The 16168-nt window shown below is 63.5% G+C and carries 14 protein-coding genes and 3 pseudogenes; 9 read left to right on the top strand and 8 right to left on the bottom strand.

The features are described from left to right. Window positions 1-37: 37 nt before the first annotated feature. From KK7_RS20825 to KK7_RS0114680, 3 genes are all read right to left on the bottom strand, one after another. On the bottom strand, window positions 38-496 hold the full coding sequence (locus tag KK7_RS20825) for a ferritin-like domain-containing protein (RefSeq protein WP_010545407.1): 459 nt from the start codon (window positions 494-496) through the stop codon (window positions 38-40). A 16-nt stretch (window positions 497-512) separates the two neighbouring features. Next, on the bottom strand, window positions 513-707 hold the full coding sequence (locus tag KK7_RS0114685) for a hypothetical protein (RefSeq protein ID WP_010545406.1): 195 nt from the start codon (window positions 705-707) through the stop codon (window positions 513-515). 243 nt (window positions 708-950) lie between these two features. Continuing rightward, complete coding sequence (locus tag KK7_RS0114680) at window positions 951-1214, bottom strand: type 1 glutamine amidotransferase family protein (RefSeq protein WP_010545405.1); 264 nt, start codon at window positions 1212-1214, stop codon at window positions 951-953. A 144-nt stretch (window positions 1215-1358) separates the two neighbouring features. Here KK7_RS0114680 and KK7_RS22975 point away from each other — a divergent pair, with 144 nt between their 5' ends. Beyond that, the gene (locus tag KK7_RS22975; RefSeq protein ID WP_010545404.1) at window positions 1359-1565 is read left to right on the top strand and encodes a hypothetical protein; all 207 of its coding nucleotides are present in this window, start codon (window positions 1359-1361) and stop codon (window positions 1563-1565) included. A gap of 489 nt (window positions 1566-2054) precedes the next feature. Here the strand turns inward: KK7_RS22975 and KK7_RS0114670 are convergent, their stop codons facing one another. From KK7_RS0114670 to KK7_RS0114660, 3 genes are all read right to left on the bottom strand, one after another. Beyond that, window positions 2055-4241: a GH92 family glycosyl hydrolase gene (locus tag KK7_RS0114670; protein ID WP_010545403.1), complete on the bottom strand. Its 2187-nt coding sequence runs from the start codon at window positions 4239-4241 to the stop codon at window positions 2055-2057. A 22-nt stretch (window positions 4242-4263) separates the two neighbouring features. After that, the gene (locus KK7_RS0114665) at window positions 4264-5850 is read right to left on the bottom strand and encodes a rhamnogalacturonidase (protein WP_040598722.1); all 1587 of its coding nucleotides are present in this window, start codon (window positions 5848-5850) and stop codon (window positions 4264-4266) included. A 77-nt stretch (window positions 5851-5927) separates the two neighbouring features. Then, window positions 5928-8885 carry a TonB-dependent receptor gene (locus tag KK7_RS0114660; RefSeq protein WP_010545401.1) on the bottom strand — a complete coding sequence of 986 codons (2958 nt, stop codon included), beginning with the start codon at window positions 8883-8885 and terminating at the stop codon, window positions 5928-5930. Between the two features lie 361 nt (window positions 8886-9246). On the opposite strand from KK7_RS0114660, the gene KK7_RS20820 reads away from it, so the two are divergent. The 5 genes and pseudogenes from KK7_RS20820 (at window position 9247) to KK7_RS23895 (ending at window position 11388) form a co-directional block, all read left to right on the top strand. Continuing rightward, a complete protein-coding gene (locus tag KK7_RS20820) occupies window positions 9247-9426 on the top strand; it encodes a hypothetical protein (RefSeq protein WP_051121350.1) in 180 nt (59 codons plus the stop codon). After that, the gene (gene tnpB / locus KK7_RS20815) at window positions 9423-9671 is read left to right on the top strand and encodes an IS66 family insertion sequence element accessory protein TnpB (RefSeq protein WP_202798682.1); all 249 of its coding nucleotides are present in this window, start codon (window positions 9423-9425) and stop codon (window positions 9669-9671) included. The genes KK7_RS20820 and tnpB overlap by 4 nt, the downstream gene beginning before the upstream one ends. Before the next feature lie 7 nt (window positions 9672-9678). After that, window positions 9679-9780 carry a hypothetical protein gene (locus tag KK7_RS23770; RefSeq protein ID WP_420186417.1) on the top strand — a complete coding sequence of 34 codons (102 nt, stop codon included), beginning with the start codon at window positions 9679-9681 and terminating at the stop codon, window positions 9778-9780. Between the two features lie 31 nt (window positions 9781-9811). After that, window positions 9812-11178 (top strand): annotated as a pseudogene (tnpC, locus tag KK7_RS20810) (IS66 family transposase); the annotation flags it as partial. A 69-nt stretch (window positions 11179-11247) separates the two neighbouring features. Then, on the top strand, window positions 11248-11388 hold the full coding sequence (locus tag KK7_RS23895; protein ID WP_010545398.1) for an IS66 family transposase: 141 nt from the start codon (window positions 11248-11250) through the stop codon (window positions 11386-11388). Between the two features lie 13 nt (window positions 11389-11401). Here KK7_RS23895 and KK7_RS21975 read toward each other — a convergent pair. Together KK7_RS21975 and KK7_RS21970 are read right to left on the bottom strand one after the other, a co-directional pair. Continuing rightward, window positions 11402-11596, bottom strand: a pseudogene (locus tag KK7_RS21975) (transposase); the annotation flags it as partial. Between the two features lie 663 nt (window positions 11597-12259). Then, on the bottom strand, window positions 12260-12877 hold the full coding sequence (locus tag KK7_RS21970; protein WP_100207606.1) for a tyrosine-type recombinase/integrase: 618 nt from the start codon (window positions 12875-12877) through the stop codon (window positions 12260-12262). 118 nt (window positions 12878-12995) lie between these two features. Between KK7_RS21970 and KK7_RS0114640 the strand changes: the two genes are divergently transcribed. From KK7_RS0114640 to KK7_RS23610, 3 genes and pseudogenes are all read left to right on the top strand, one after another. Beyond that, entirely contained in the window at window positions 12996-14366 is a 1371-nt protein-coding gene (locus KK7_RS0114640; protein ID WP_010545395.1) for an EAL domain-containing protein, read from the top strand. A 180-nt stretch (window positions 14367-14546) separates the two neighbouring features. Next, the gene (locus KK7_RS0114635) at window positions 14547-15104 is read left to right on the top strand and encodes a DUF4019 domain-containing protein (RefSeq protein WP_010545394.1); all 558 of its coding nucleotides are present in this window, start codon (window positions 14547-14549) and stop codon (window positions 15102-15104) included. An 81-nt stretch (window positions 15105-15185) separates the two neighbouring features. Beyond that, window positions 15186-16168, top strand: a pseudogene (locus KK7_RS23610) (hypothetical protein); the annotation flags it as partial.

Genomic DNA, 16168 nt, shown 5'->3' with positions numbered 1-16168 from the left:
CCTAGGGTGGGCGCCCCGCCGCGACCCCGACGAGATGTTAGGCGCGCAGCGCCGAATAGGGCACCTCTCCAAGCCGCGTGAGCAGGCTCTGCTCACCGAGCAGCCAGGCGAGATGTTCCTCCTCATCGAGGACGATGCGTTCGAACGGCAACCGTGTCGCGGCATCGGACTGGTTCCCTGCAAACAACACGCGCTTGTTGAGGGTCGCCAGCCCGGCACGCTGGGTATCAATGTCGATCGAAAGGATGGTGGCCAGGTCGGTGCCCAGCGTGGGGGTGCCCACCGTGAACGCAGGCTTTCCGCCCAGATCGAGCAGGCGATCCAGCAGGCTGCGCAGCGTCTGCGGCTCGTCAGCGATCCGCGTCTGCATGGAGTCGGCGAGCTTGCTGAGCCCCAACGAGGCGATGAGGCCGAGATGGCTTTGATGCTGGATCAGGCCGCGCCAGAATTGGCCGATCGCCTGGTTGAGCATCGCTTCGATTTCCAAGGTCTGCACAGATACCATCCTTTGGTCACAGGAAGGGGCGTAGCGACTGCCAGCACGCCGCTGCGGCGGAGTCGTTCGTCAGACGGGCGAAGGCGATCCGTTCCTGCACGATGCTTTCGGCATCTGCTTTCCAGAAGGCGCGGACGATCGCGGCGGCTGCCTCCGGCGGCAATGTCGGCCCGGGGGCGGTCGCCGACCCCGCGTCTTTTTCGAGCAGCATGATCTTTTCCTCCGCTTGCCGACACTTCCAAACTAGAAGTCGGTCTGACGGCGAAGCGACTATGTCGATCGGCGCGCGAAGGCTAAGAAGCTGCTCGAGCCCCTGCCATAAATCATTTTATGGGGCGGGTGTTATGGATCCAGCCACGAGCGTATCGTGCTGGCGACCAGCAGCGGTGCCCCGTTCCGACGCATCGACGCGTCATCGACCGAGGGGGACCCCAGCCGATGACGCAGGTCGTCATCAGCGCAACTGATCGATCAGGGCGTGGGCGACGGCATCGGAGCTGGCGGGGTTCTGCCCGGTGATCAGCGTGCCGTCGGTGACGAGAAACGGTGCCCAATCCGGGCCCTTCTCGAACGTCGCGCCGAGCTTTTGGAACTCGTCCTCGATCAGGAACGGCACCACGTCGGTCAATTCGACCGCGGCCTCCTCGGAATTGGTGAAGCCGGTGACGCGGCGACCCTGGACCAGCGGCGCACCGTTAGACCAGTCGATGAACCGCACCGCCGGCCACGGCCAGCACTATTGGGCGACGGCCGCGGCTATGGCGCCAATCCGGGCGGCTAGATCGAGTTCGGCGACGGGCTGAACCAGCCCGATCGCACGCCCAACCCGCATCTGTTTGAGTTCCGCAAGGTCGATGCGCCGGTGCAGTTCGCGGCCGTTGAGGCAGCTGCCGGGCGGTTCACGGTGCGCAATCGCCACGATTGCAACACCCTGTCCGGTTTCGGTTTCGACTGGCAGGTGACCGTCGACGGCGTGCCGCTCGCCCCGCGGCGCTTCACCTTCCGGCTTGGGCCGTTCGCGGGGGCGGGGACGGCGGCGTCGGCGGCACAACCGGCGCGGGCCGAGTAGCGCGGCGGCGCTGGTTGTGGTGGGAAGCGGACGTTGCTTCACAGCCTTTTGGCTGCGTGGAGTGGTAAAGCGCATCTGGTGCACGCAGACGGCTGATGCCAGAGTTGCTTTGAATAAAGCGGTGCCAGCATTTGATCCTGAGCATGCCTTTTGGCAGATCCATGATCTCGATAGATGAGCCAAGCACAGGCTGGACACCTTAAGTTGAAAATCCACGCCGCAGGCATCGCTAAGCAGACGCCAGCGAGAGCGGTCGCAAATGATCCCATAAAACCCGCCAGCCCGATGATGGCCATTCCGCTATAGCCGAGCCAGCGCGCCTCTACCTCGTATCGCCTTGCCCATCGGAGCTTTCGCTCGGCGGGAGCCGTCAAATCTCCCAAGGTGCTCTCGTGCATTGGTGGAGGTCTGAACAACCCATAGCGCCCCAATAGTGTAGAATGTCAACGTCCGCTTGTGGACGGCAGCTGCTGATTGCCGGGCAGCCCCTCATTGCCCCCAGTTGGTCGGCTTGTCGGAAAGGGTCAGCACCAGTTCGCCGCCGGCGGTGATGTCCGCCTGGTGGAGGAACGGCGTGGTCAGCGGCTTACCGTTCAGCGTAGCCGAGGCGATGTAGATCCGCCCCGGTTTCCAGTTGCGCGCGGTGATCACGAAGCGGCGGCCGTCCTCCCCGGTGATCACCCCCTGCGGCTGGTGCGGCGCGTGGAGGTAATAGAGGTCGGTGGTCAGCTTGGGGAACAGGCCCAGCCGGTTGAAGACATAATGCGAGCTCATCGCGCCATTGTCCTCGTCGCCGGGATAGGCGTCTGGGGTGAAGCGCTCGAAGATCCGGTTGGCCCAGTAGCTGGCGAGATCCGGCCGGCCGACATCGCTGAACAGCCAGGGCGTGGCGAAGCTCGGTTCGTTGGTGATGTCGATCAGGTTGGCATCCAGCGCGTGGCGCAGCCGTTCCACGAAGCGCGTGCGCCCGCCCATCGCCGCCACCATGCCGGGGATGTCGTGCAGCATGGTGTAGGAATAGACCCAGGCCGTGCCCTCGTAGAAGCCGACATTGTCATAGGTCGTGCCGTCCCAGCCGAGCTTGGGATCGATCGCCTGGAAGCGGCCATCGGCATAGCGCGGCAGGATGAAGCCGGTGAAGCCGTCGCTGGTCGCATCGGGGTTCCAGACCTTGCGCCAGTTGCCCGATCGGGCGCGCAGCGCCTTGGCCTCATCGGTACTGCCGATCGCCTCGGCGAGCTTGGCCGCATAGAAGTCGTTGAGCGCGAACGCGGGCGTGGACGAGCCCGATTTGGCGCGCTGGTTGTCCGGCTCCGGGCTGCGATCGCCCACCGCGAACCAGCCGTCGACCAGATAGCGCGGCCGCCGTTCCTCCCAGGCATTGTGCAGCGCGACCGGCGCGGCCTTGCGCCAATCAATGCCGGGCACGCCGCGGATCAGCGCCTCGCCCAGCACATTGTCCACCTCGTCGCCGCCCTGGCCGACAGGATAGTTGCGCCCGGCGATGAACGCGGTGTGCGCGGCGCCGAAGCGCTCGAAGGTCCGCACGATCGAGGCGACATTGCCGCGATAGACGCTGGGCCGCAGCAGCGACATCAGCGGGAAGCCGGTGTGATAGGTGTCCCACAGCGTGTAATAATCGTCCCAGTGCGGCGTCGCCCGGTCGGCGGGCGTCTGGTCGCGGCTGCGGTCGCGCGGCTGGATCGCGCTGTGATAGAGCGCGGTGTAGAAGCGGCGCTTGTCGGCATCGCCCACGCCGTCGATCGTCGCGCGGGCAAGCTCGCGGTTCCAGTCGGCGCGCGCGCCTGCCTTCACGCCGTCGAAGTCCCAGCCGGGAATGTCCTCGGCGAGCAGTTCGGCGGCGCGCTCGGCGCTGGTGAAGGAGACCGCCAGCTTCATCAGCACCGGCTTGTCCGGGCTGGCATCGAACTGCCACCAGCCGGCGAGCTGGGTATCGGCCGGCGCGGTGGCGCTGGTCGCGCCGGCGCGGTCCTCCTTGCCGATGCGCACGCCCCAGCGGCTGGGCTTGCGATCGAGCTGGGCGACGAACCAGATGTCGACCTCGGCCGGGTTCCAGTAGCTGCGCGCCCGCACCCGCCCGGTGATCCGCCCGGTGGCCGGATCGAGCGTCACATCGGCACCGGCACTCGCCAGCTCGCCGCGGATCTTGCGGGTGATGTCGAACACCAGGGTCGCCGGCTTCCCCGCCGGATAGGTGAAGCGGTAGAGCGCGGCAAAGGGCGCCGGCGTCACCTCCGCGCGGATGCCGTAGCGGGTAAGCGTGACGGCATAGGCATCCGCCGCCAGCCGCTCGTCCGCCTTGGGCGAAAGGTGCTGCGCCTCGTCGAACACCGGCTCGCCGGTCTGGGGGGAGACGAGGAAGGTGCCATAGGTCGTCCGCCCGCCGGACCCTTGGGTATGCAACTGGGCGAAGCCGCTCAGTGGCGCATCCTTGTCATAGCCGGCATTGCTGCCGGTGAGCGTCTCCGGGCTGGGATGGATCGAGCCGGCCGGGCGCGCCGGGCCGGGCACGGTATCGCCCTGGTTGTCGTTGCCGGTGCCGATCCTGGGATCGACATAGCGGGCAAGATCGGTCTGCGCCGCCGCCGGATGCGCCGCGATGCCCGCCAGCAGCAGCGCGGCCAGCGTGAGGCGGCGGGTGGTTCCATGGCGCATCGTCTTCTCCCCTGTACGCAAATTACCAGCTGGTGCGGATCGGTCCATCCACGCGGCGATCCGCAAGGTCGCGGCTGCCCCACAGCCGGAAGCGGGTGACCGCGTCGAGCTGGAAGGCGGTGCCTTGCGGCACGCGGAGGTCGTGCGCATCGAAGCCGTCGACGTCGCGCAGCCAGAAGGCCGGGCGCGCATCGGCGGCGCGGGTGCGGATTTCGACATGCGACAGCGCGATGTTGCGCGCGTGCCGCACGAACAGGCCGGTCGCGGGCAGATCGCCGAACATGGTGGGCTCGGGATAGCCCGCCTCGTTTTCGGGCGGGTCGATCGCGGCCATGGCGGCGTTCTGTCCGCCGACCTGTTCGACGAACAGGTTGCTGATCCGCACATCCTCCACCGGATGGCCGGCAACGCCCGCGATGATCGAGGGGAGGGGGGCCGCGCCCGAGGCGACGACATTGTCGATCAGCACCCGCTTCAGCGTGCCCGGCATCGCATCGGCGGGCCCGCGCATCCGCTTGCCCAGGCGCAGGAAGATGGGCGCGGTGGTCACGTCGCGCATGGTGAGGTTGGTGACGGTCACGTCCTCCAGCCGCGCGCCGTCCACCGTCTCCAGCGCGAGGCCGCGGCAGGTGTCGAACACGCAGTTGCTGATCGTCACGTTGCGGAAGCCGCCATTGCTCTCCGTGCCCAGCTTGATCCGACCATGGGTGCTCTTCGGCGCGGGCGGGAACGGGCGGAAGCTGCCGTCGAGCACCGATCCGATCGCATAGCTGCCGCTCACCGTGCAGTCGCTGATCGTCAGGTTTTCGGTCCAGCGGGGGTAGCCCAGCGCGAACGAGGATTTGGGACAGATCGCATCGTCCCACGGCGCGTTGATCGTGCAGCGGCTGACATGGACGTTGCGGCAGCAATCGATGTCGAGCCCGTCGCGGTTGGTATCGATCAGCAGATTGTCGATCGTCATGTTGTCGCAGCCGGTGGCGAGCAGCGCGAACCAGCCGCCCTCCAGCACGCGGAAATCGCGCAGGGTGATGTTGCGGCACAGCTTGAGCGCGATCGCCTTGTCGCCCACGCCGGGCATGCCCGAGATCGGCCGGCCGACGTCATAGTCATGGCCGCGGCCCAGGCCCTTGCCCCAGATCAGGCCGGGGCCTTCGATCGCGATGTCTTCCAGCCCCTCGCCCCAGATCAGCGCGTTGCGCCAATGGCCGTGGCCGTGATCCTGATAGGCGGCATAGCCGGGGGGAAGATCCGGCGCATGGTCGTAGCCGCCGCTGGCCATGCCCTCGACCGGCGTGTCGGCAGCGAGCAGCACCGCGCCGCTATCCAGGTGCAGGGTGATGTGGCTCTTCAGCCGGATGCTGTACGAACGATAGGTGCCCGCCGGCAGCCACACGGTGCCGCCGCCCCGCGCCGCGGCATGCTCGATCGCCCGGTTGATCGCGGGGGAGTCGAGCGCCTTGCCATCGCCCCTCGCCCCGAAGGCGCGGACGTCGACCACGGCCTCCCCCGCCGCTGCGCGGGCCGCCAGCCGATACGGCGCGCTCAACGCCGCTAGCACCGCGCCCCCTGCCAGAACGCTCCGCCGGCGAAGCCCGCATTCTTTCATCCCCGTCTCCAAGAAAAGCTGGCGACGCCCCGTTCAGCGGGCGTCGCCAAGGTGGGAGGGCGTAGCGGAACGCGATCCTAGAAGGTAGCGCGCGCGGTGAGTGTGAAGGTGCGCCCGTCATAATCGGCGCGGCGGATCAGGCGGGGATCGTTCTCATATTCGATACGGATCGCGTTGGTGAGGTTGTAGGCGTCGAACGAAAGTGAGAACTGCTCGTTGACGTTGTACGACGCCGAGAGGTCCATCTGGCCGCGTGCCTTCACCTGGCGCGCGGCGCCGGTGAAGGTTCCGGCCGAAGCCAGATCATATTTGCTGCGCACATTGTACACCAGCCGCAGGCCGTAATCCTTGGTCTCGTAATAGCCGATCACGTTGGCATTGTGCTTCGAAACACCCGGCAGCGTCGCCGCCGCGCCGCTCGAGGTCGTGCCGCTGATGTCGGTGAAGGCGTAGTTGAAGCCGCCCCCCAGATGGCGGAGCAGGCCCGGCAGGAAGTCCAGAGACTGCTGCAGGTTGAACTCCACGCCGCGCACGGTGACCGGATTGGTCTGGTTCACGAAACCGCTCGCCGAAACCAGGAACGGTGTCGGCACCGGACCGCCGGTGTAGATCTGGCTGCTTTCGCAGCGATCGCCGTTGATCCGCAGCGTGCCCAGGCCCAGCGCACTGGCATCGGCCGGGCACAGCCGGGTGGGATCGGTGATCTGGGCGATCAGGCCGGTGATCCGCTTCTGGAACGCGGCCAGCGAAATGATGCCGTTCGGCCGGTTATACCATTCCAGCGACATGTCCAGCGAGGTGGAATCATAGGGCCGCAGATTGGGGTTGCCCAGCGTGACCGAATAGACGCCATTGTCCGGGTTGCCGACCACCGTGGCCGGCGTGAACTGGCGCGGCTGCGGGCGGACATAGGTGCGATACGCCGCACCGCGCAGCATCAGCTTGTCGCTCAGGTCCGCGACGACGATGAACGACGGCAGCCACTTGCCGTAGGACTGCCGGTAGGTGTTCGCCGCGAAGTCGCTCGGCGAACCGATCGTGCCCGTGAGCCGCACGCGATCCAGCGCGTCGATCGTGTTGCGGGCACGCTCGTAGCGCAGGCCGCCATTGCCGCGCACCCGGATGCCGCCCAGCTCGAATTCATATTTCAGCTGGCCATAGAGCGATGCGACGTCGGTCTGGTTGGTGAAGTTGTAGAGGGAATAATTGTTGTCGTTGTAGCGGATATTGTAGCCCGAGGGGGAAAGCGCCCCGCCCGGATAGAGGGTGACCGGCGTCAGCGCCGCGATCGCGTCGTCGAAGCGGGTCGCCTGCCAGTTGGTCGTATAGGTGCCCAGCTTGCCGCCGAAGAAATCGCCCGTCACGGGCGCGGTGGTCACCAGATCGCCGGTGATGTTCTGGACCTGCAGCCCGAAGGCGGAGGTGCGATAGCCCTGCGAGATGAACTTGTTGCGCTCGAACCGCGCTCCCACCTGGATGCCGCTCAGCACGCTGCCGTCGAACGTCCGCTCCACCTCCGCCTGGCCGGCGAACAGTTCGTTGGTCGCATAGCTCTGCGTGCCGGTGAACTGCATGCGATTGGTGCGCCCGGCGGTAGTCGGCGTGTTGTAATATTGGGTCGGATCGGTAACCCCGCCCCAGTACCAGGTCGGCACTGCACTGGTGACCAGCGGCGTCGGCGACAGCGCGTAGTAGAATTTGGAAATGTCCCCCGCGCCGGTGCGCAGCGAACCGGTAGCACCGTTGCCGGCGGTGGTCTGGATCCGATCGAAGTCGATCGAGGTCTCCTCGGACTTGTTGTCCGCCTTGGAGGCGGTCAGCACCGTGGTGACGCGCCAGTCGTCGTTGCGCCACTCGCCCTTGCCGTCGATGCCCCAGCTGCGCTGGCGGATGCCCAGCCGCCGGGTCGACATGCGCGAGTCCGGATTGGTGAAGTCGATATCGGTGACGACGTAGCGGCCGTCGCTCAGCTGCACCGGATTGCTCTTGGCGGTCAGGCCACTTGCGTCGTTCTCACCGACGATCAGGATGTACTGGTTGGTCTGCGGCAGGCGGCGATCGGTGTAGAAGCCGGTCACGCTCAGCCGCGTCTCGTCGTTCGGCTTCCACTCGGCACCCGCGGCGCCGGTGTAGAGATCGCCTTCGTTGAGGCGCGAATATTGCCGCATCGACGATTCGTACAGCACGCCCCTGGTGCTGGTGGTGCCGGTGCACGACGGGCACGCGGCCGAGCGGGCGTAATAGCTGCCGAGAACGCTGGCATTGGCCTGCGCCTGTGCCGCCGAGAAGTTCGAATAGCTGTTGAACTGCACCGAATCCCGGCGGAAATTCTCGTGCTTGTAGGCAAGCACGCCGAACAACCCGAAGCGGTCCGAAGACAGGTGGTTATAGCCGACGGTAGCCCCGGGCGCGAAGGTTTCGCCCAGCTGGTTATACTCCATCGAAGCCTTGATGAAGCCCCCTTCCTTGCGGCTGAGCGCGGTGGCGATCTGCAGGTCGACATTGCCCGAAAGGCCGCCCGACTGGGCATTGGCCATCGGCGACTTGTCGATCACGATCGCGCTGAAGATGTCGGCGTTGAACGCACCCAGCGGGGCTGCCTCGCTCAGGATCGGTTCGGCGAAGGCAACGCCGTTCAGCGTCATGCGGGCATATTCGCCGGGCAGACCGCGCAGGTTGATGGTGGCGTTCCGGCCCTCCGCCTCGCGGTTGATCTGCACGCCGGGCACGCGCTGCAGCGCTTCGCCCACGTTCAGGTCGGGAAAGCGGCCGAGGCCGTCGGACGAGATGCCGTCGGTGATCGCCACTTCGTTGCGCTTGGAGCGGATCGCGTCGGTATAGCTCTGGCGAAAGCCGGTGACGACGATTTCGCCCTGAGCTCCGGCCTCTTCCACCCCGCGGTCCTGGGCGGCCGGGGCATCGCCCGTCGGCGCGGCCGGCGTTTCCTGTGCCAGCGCTGGCACGGCGGTAAGCGCGGTAGCGGCAAGCAGGACCGCAGCCAGCGAGCTACGCGAAACGTCAACGGCGATCGTCATGAAATCCCCTCTCCTTGGGCGGGCAAAAGCCGCATCACACCGGCCGCTTTTCCGACACTTGTGGTCGGTTCGAGTGGCTGGACCTCTTGGTCGGACCAATTAATGCAAAATGAAGAATTTTGTCAAACGTTCCCAATGATGCGTATAAAATGCTGAATCAAAATAGGAATTTTGCAACGCGGGCGGGAATCGAGCTGCCATGGGCAATTCGGGTGCGTCTCGATTTTCCGGACCGCGACAACAGCGTCGGTCGGTTCGATCTCATGGAACGGCTCTTGTGGATCGAGTTGTCGGGCAGGCTGAGGAGATATTCGCTATGCGACGCCGTCGCAGGAGCCCAGGCGCCTTCGTTCGCTCGGCGATGATCAAGCCGGCTCTACCTGGCGCTTCGGCTCCTGGGGCCAAGCGCTCACGCCGCCAGCGGCGATCGCCTGGCAGAGCCATCGAACTGGAGATCGACGGTATCGCGGTGAAGATCGCGCGCGGCGCCGACACAGGTCTGATTGCGGCGGTGATCGATGCGCTCAAGGCATCCCGGTGATCGGACCTGGCGCGGCTGCTCGCGTGATGGTGGCGACGCGCCCGGTAGATTTCCGCAAGGGCGCGGATTCCCTGGCCGCACTGGTCACGGCCGAATATGGCGGCGATCCGTTCTCGGGCGTGATCTACGTGTTTCGGGCGAAGCGGGCGGACCGGATCAAGCTGGTCTGGTGGGACGGCACCGACCTGTGTCTGATGGCCAAGAAGCTCGAGGCGGGCGGGCTTCAAGTGGCCCGGTATCCGTGATGGCGTTATGCGCCTGACGGCGGCGCAGCTCGGCGCTCTTCTGGAGGGTCTGGACTGGCGTCGCGTGCATGGCGGACGCCGACCGCAGGCGCCTCGGATTGCCGGTTGACGGGGCCGTGATCGGTTGATTCACGGCCTCCATGCTGATGGAAGCGGACCTTCCCGACGACGTTGATGCGCTCCGCGCGCTCGTCCCCGACCAGGCCCGCAAGCTGGAGAGCGCCGACGCCGAGGTCGAGTGCCTGCGAGCGATCATCGATGCTTTCCAGCGCCATCGCTTCGGGCGTCGTTCCGAGCAACTCGATCCCGATCAGCTCCAGCTGGGGCTCGAGGATGCCGAGACGGCACTGGCCCATGCCGAGGCTGCCGGCTTGGCGAAGACAGTGCGCGCGCCTGGCGATCGGCCGCGCAAGACCAACCGTGGCGCGCTGCCCGCGCACCTCGAACGGATCGAGCAGCGCGTCGATGTCGAGGAGATTGATGGTATCAGGGCCTGCCCCTGCTGCGGCGGCGCGCTCCACCAGATCGGCGAGGATGTAGCCGAGCGGCTCGACGTGGTGCCGATCACGTTCCGGGTGCTGGTCACCCGCCGGCCGCGCTACGGCTGCCGCTCGTGCGAGAGCGCGGTGGTTCAGGCGCCAGCGCCGGCCCGCATCGTCGAGGGCGGCATCCCCACCGAAGCGCTGATCGCCCAAGTGCTGGTCGCCAAGTATGCCGATCATCTGCCGCTCTACCGCCAGGCGCAGATCCATGCCCGGCAGGGCGTCCAGCTCGACCGTTCGACGCTGGCCGACTGGGTTGGCCGGGCGGCCTGGTATCTGCGGCCGCTGCGCGACCATATCCAGGATGGGCTGCGGCACTCCGAGCGCTTGTTCGCCGACGAGACGATGGTACCGGTGCTCGATCCGGGGCGCGGCCGGACCAAGACCGGCCAGCTATGGGCCTATGCCCGCGACGATCGGCCATGGGGCGGCGTCGATCCCCCGATGGTCGCCTATATCTATGCCGCCGACCGGAAGGCCGAACGGCCCGAGGCCCATCTCGGGGACTTCGCCGGCATCCTGCAAGTTGACGGCTATGGCGGCTATGCGGCTCTCGCCCGGCGCCGGCAGCATGTCAGACTCGCCTTCTGCGGGGCGGAGCAGCCCAAGGTTCCGGCGATGCGCAGCATCGTTGGAAAGGCTGCGGAGGGGCATGTCCCGCGCAACTTCCATGCGTTGGCCGACAGCTCGCCGGTCGCGACCGATGTGCTGCGCCGGATCGCCTCGCTCTATGCCATCGAGGATGAAGTGCGCGGATCCTCGCCCGAGCAGCGCCGCGCGCCGCCCGCAGCCGCGTCATCGTCGGCGATCTCCACCTCTATCTCGAAGCTCGGCTCCGCCAGCTCAGCGCCAAGAGCAGGCTCGGCGAGGCGATCCGCTATGCGCTCACCCGATGGGAAGGCCTCGCCCGGTTCCTTGATGACGGCCGCATCGATCTGGACAGCAATACCGTCGAGCGATCGATCAGGCCCCTGGCCCTCAATCGCAAAAACGCCCTGTTCGCCGGCTCAGACGAAGGCGGTGACAACTGGGCGGTGATCGCCACCCTTATCGAATGCTGCAAGCTCAACGCCGTCAACCCGCACGAATGGCTGACCAGGACGCTCTCCAAGCTCGCCAACGGTCACCCCGCCAACAACGTCGCCGAACTCTTGCCTTGGACGGCCGTGGCCTGAAAACAGCGGTTACGTTGTACAGCGTCTTGTACGTACTATAAACGCTCGACGCGTCCTGCCAACGGCAGCCCGCCTGCAGCACATGGACGATGCCGCTGATCACCCGACGGTCGTCTACCCGCGGCACACGTCGCGGCGTGTTTGGAAGCAGCGGCCGTAGCCGATCCCGCTGCTCGTCGTTCAGCCAGAAACTCTCCCGGTAATTCACTCTCCACTTCAACGTGCAGGGTGAATCACATCTCTCGCGCCGAAGGAATCCCGTTTGTGGGCCCCGGCCCTAATGCGGTGAAGCCGATCGCATAACTGCCGCGTATTTTCGAAAGCCATATAGCCTTAAAGGTCCCGCGGCCGTAGCGTCACGTACGCCGCGTCCGTCTTTTGTATCCAACGTGTAACGAATTCATGTAAGTCGCACACGCCCCTGATATTTGATGTTTCGAAAATGAAACTTTAGGAAGCACGCCGGCGCGAGTTCGATATGACGTCGGTACCCCCTTACTGTTCCTGATGGTGCTTCAAAGGCTGATAAAAGCCTTTGGTCAAGGAGTGCCCTTCGAAAGATAATGTTGCGTACAGATGTTTTTTCCTCTGCGATCGTTGGTCATGGACTTTGTACTCCATGACCATGTTGTCAGTTTGACGCTACCGATCTAGAGAGTGTTGAGAACACCTAAACAGGGGGTTCTAAATATCATTGATATATCAATGATTTATCCGTATATTCCTGAAACGGAATAACTAGTTTTGTTTCGCCGCGCAAGTCCGCCTGCTTAAAATCCCGGCACATTGCGCTTTCTGAGCGCCCGGGCGACGCCAGGGGGAGCCAGATTTTTATCGCCCCCGACGCCATTCCAGCACTGCGGACGCCCGTTCAGGTGCGCTGTGATAGATCCGAGAAGGTCATGGTGCTGGTCTGCCACATACGTCGTGCAATGCTTCGTTCCTCTGGTCCGGTGGCGCTAGCGTAAATAGCAGTTGTACGCATGTCAGCATGTCCAAGCCATCGCTGCACCAAGTTTAACGGTACTTGCGATTGAATGGCAGTAACGCCGAAGCAATGACGAAGCCCTTTTGGCATTGCATGCGATCCATTTAAGCCAGCAGCAGCCATTACCTTGCGAATTCGACGATATGCGGTAACGCGCGAAAAAGTCCACAATCTTAAAGCATCAAGGCCCTGCATGATATGTGGTCGCAAGTTATGTGAGTCTACAATAAAGTCAATTAGCTCTTTAGGTACTGGCACACTTCTAAAAATCCCCCGCTTTCTTTTTTTAAGGCATTCTATTATAATCATTCCAGATTGAATATCTATACTTTTTGTAGTTAAAGATAATGCTTCTGATATGCGGCATCCTGTTGCGGATATAATCATACAAAGTGTTAATGTGCTTAAATCGAATCTATGTGCGGCCTTTAGGAAGGCGTTTCTCTCTGATTTGGTAAGATATTTTCGTTGACCGCTTCTGTCATATATCAATTGCTGCATTTTTCCGACCCGTGATTTGACTTTTTATTTAATACCAGGGCTTTGCCGTAAACCACAATCGTCCAACCATGTAACAAAACTAGTTATTCCGTCTCATCGCGGGGGGTGATGCCCTCGCATGATGATGGGGGCGAAGATGCGGATAGGGGGGTTCTGGCGGCGTTTCGACCGAGGGCTAAATGTCTCGGTCGGCCTCGTTCGTGCAGCCCCTCCCGGTGCGGGCCAGTCGGTCAATCCGGCATGGGCCGCGTTGGTGGTGGCCGTGCGCATCGATAATCTCGACCTGATTCGTATCGCGTTCGGCAGTGCCGCAGAGGTGGAGGTTTCCAGCGCGGTGTGGCGTGCGCTGCAAAATCGCCTAGCCTCTTCTTCCGCCGTTGTCGGCGAGTGTATCGAGAAATCGCAGGACGAGTTTCTCTTCGTGGTCCGTGCGGCCACCGAGGTTGGCGCTGGATCGCATGATTTCCTGCGTAGGCAAGTTGGTTCCTGGCTGCTCGAGTTGGGTTGCCAGCCGATCTCCGGACCTGGTTCTGAAATGCATGTCGCGCTCTCTTGGAGTTCGGTTGATGCAGGGCCTCGCTGCGACGACAAGGACGTGCTGCATCACCTGGTGATCGAGGCGCGAAACCTTCTCCCGCACATGCGGGATGGCAGCGTGCCACAATTCTCCCGACCGGAATGGGTGCGGCGGGACATGATGGTCGCGGCCGGGCATTATGCCGCGCTCGCGTTAGGGGAGCTCCAGTTCGCCTGGGAGCCGGTTCGCGCGATCGACGACGACGCGCTGCTGTACATGCGCGCGGTCGCTGCGGTTCCGGGCGTGGTCGGTGAGGTCATCGACCGGGAGGCAGGGTATCGCGCCTTGGAGCGCCTCCGGCTCGTTGCCGCCTTCGACCAGTCGCAGGTGTGGCTTGCGATCGACCATGTCGCCCGCGGCGGTGGACGCGCCGTGTGCGTTCCGGTCTCGGCGATCAGTTTCCGGCGGTCCGCGTGGTGGGATGGCGTGATGTCCCGGCTCGCCGCGCAGCGTGCGCTGGCGGAACGCCTGCTCATCGCGATTGACTGCAATCAGTTCGCGCTCTCGCCTGGCAGCGCTGCCGAACTGGCCGATCAACTGCGCCGGCTCGGCTGCAAGATCGTGCTGCACGGCTTCGGTGGTGGGCAGGTGGCCTTTGCGGGACTCCTGGCGCTGCGGCCGGACGTCATCATGCTCGATCCGTTTCTGATCCGGCTGGCCGGGCGCGGAGGGCGGGATTTCGCGTTGTTTCGTCAGGTCGTCGCGCTTGCTTCCGTACTGGCGCCGGTCGTCGCAGCCGAGGGGTTGGACACGGCCGCCCACGCCGAACTGGCATTGGATGCAGGGGTGGCGTGGGCCTGCGGCGGCTATGCCGGTCTGCCGACATGGCGTGGGCCAGAGGCGCATGCAGGCCGCCCGGCGCGCATTCCGCCCTTCCAGTGGTCGGATGTCGCGGCGGAGTGGGTCGGGTGAGCCAGGGTGTCGATCCGCATGAACTTGGTCCCGACCTCGAGGGCGATGGTGGTGATGTCTGGCGTGGTCTTGGTTTTGGCCTCCCTTTGTCGTTGCTGTTGTGGGGGGTGATTATCGTGATCTGTTGGCTGTTGTCGTAGTGGCCGGTGGAAACCCATATAAAACAATAGGATAATTCGCGTGATCGCTGCGCATCATAGAGTTTTGCTTGCCTTGCTTTCGCTGTTCACTGGGTCGGTTGCTGCTGCGCAGGACGTGGCCGGGCAAAAGACGGGCGCGGGAAAGGCGCCGGCGGTTGCTGCGGCGCGCGCGCCGCAGGGGGCGGTGCCGGCCGCCGCGGAAACCGGGGATCGGTGGCTGTCGCCCACTGCGTTTCTGAATGTCGCGAACCTGATTTCGAGCCGGGCGGCGGCCGGTGAGGCGGGCGCACTCTACGACCAGGTCTCGCCGATCATCAAGGCGCGGTTCACCCGCGACGCGTTCGTCGCGGAATTGAACAAGAGACTCTCGGGTAAAGTAGTGCTGCGAAACTGGCAGGGTATTAATCAGGTTCTGGTCGCTGGAAATTCCAAAGAAAGTGAAAACAAGCCGGGAGAGTATGTCCTGGTGAATTTGTTGGTTGTCACTGAAGATGTGAATTCAAAACTGCAATTAAGGTCTGAGGTGCTTTCTTTCTATCACGAACCCAGCGGTGCATGGCAGCTTTCCGGGTATCAGATCGATAGTAAAAAACTGTAATTCCGAAATATAAAAACAATCTTATCGGCTGTGTCTCAGTAGCGTTTGTGTATCAATTTAGAAGTCATAAGGGGAACTTTTGTGACCAGTAACCGCGTAAATGGAAGTTCGGCGCAAGGCAAAGGGCTTGTCGCCAATGTCGGACGGATTGTCGGTATCGACGGGGCATTGAGCAAAAATATGCGCCGTCGGGTGATGGCGGTTCTTCGGCTGTCTTCGATGTATGTCGTGTTCGGTCGCAAGGTGGGGGTTGGTGCCGTCGGAGTTGGTGGGGGCGTTCATTTTTCGTTCTCGCTGCCTGCCGTGCGCCAATCGGGCATGGTTGTGGCGGGGGCGGCAGGTCTGCGTCCGGCAAACTTGCTGTATGTGCTTGCAGCTGCCGGTGCTTTGATGGCCCCGGACGCAGCCTTCGCTCAATATAGTCTTTTGTGTGTAACTGGTAATGCTACTACTAATGGCACAGCAAATACAAATACGGCTACCGTCGACAGTAGAAACCCTAATGTGATTTCTGCCAGTGAGAATAATTGCTTCACTACAGCATCAAGAGGTGGGTCGCTAGGAGATGCCGTGGCTCAGCTTTACTCAAGCGCCCCTGGTTCTGGTGACTCGTTGCTAGAGGTAAACTCGACAAAACAGATAATTTCATTCACGCCAGGTGGTATTGCCACGATAGTAAGGCAGGCTAATGACGTCATAACTGGCGTAGCTGGAAATTCATTCAACAATATTGCTGGGCAGGTTCTTACGAATAACAGCACCTATGCGGTCAACGGTGGTCAGTTATTCGCGGTGAGCTCGTCGCTCTCCACCGGCATCGCCAACACCAATACCGCCTTAACGACACTGTCGACCTCGACGTCGACCGGCCTGAGCACGACCAACAGCAACGTGACGGCACTGTCGACCTCGACCTCGACGGGTCTGTCGGGTGCGAATAGTCGGATCACGTCGGTGTCGACGGGTCTGAGCACGACCGATAGCCGGGTCACAGCCTTGTCGACCTCGACGTCGACGGGACTGTCGGGCGCGACCAGCGGAATCACGTCGCTGTCGACGGGCCT

The organism is Sphingomonas elodea ATCC 31461 (assembly GCF_000226955.1).
Taxonomy (GTDB): Bacteria; Pseudomonadota; Alphaproteobacteria; order Sphingomonadales; family Sphingomonadaceae; genus Sphingomonas; species Sphingomonas elodea.
The sequence above is the reverse complement of the archived record's forward strand: the minus strand, read 5'-3'. Positions and strand labels throughout refer to the sequence as shown.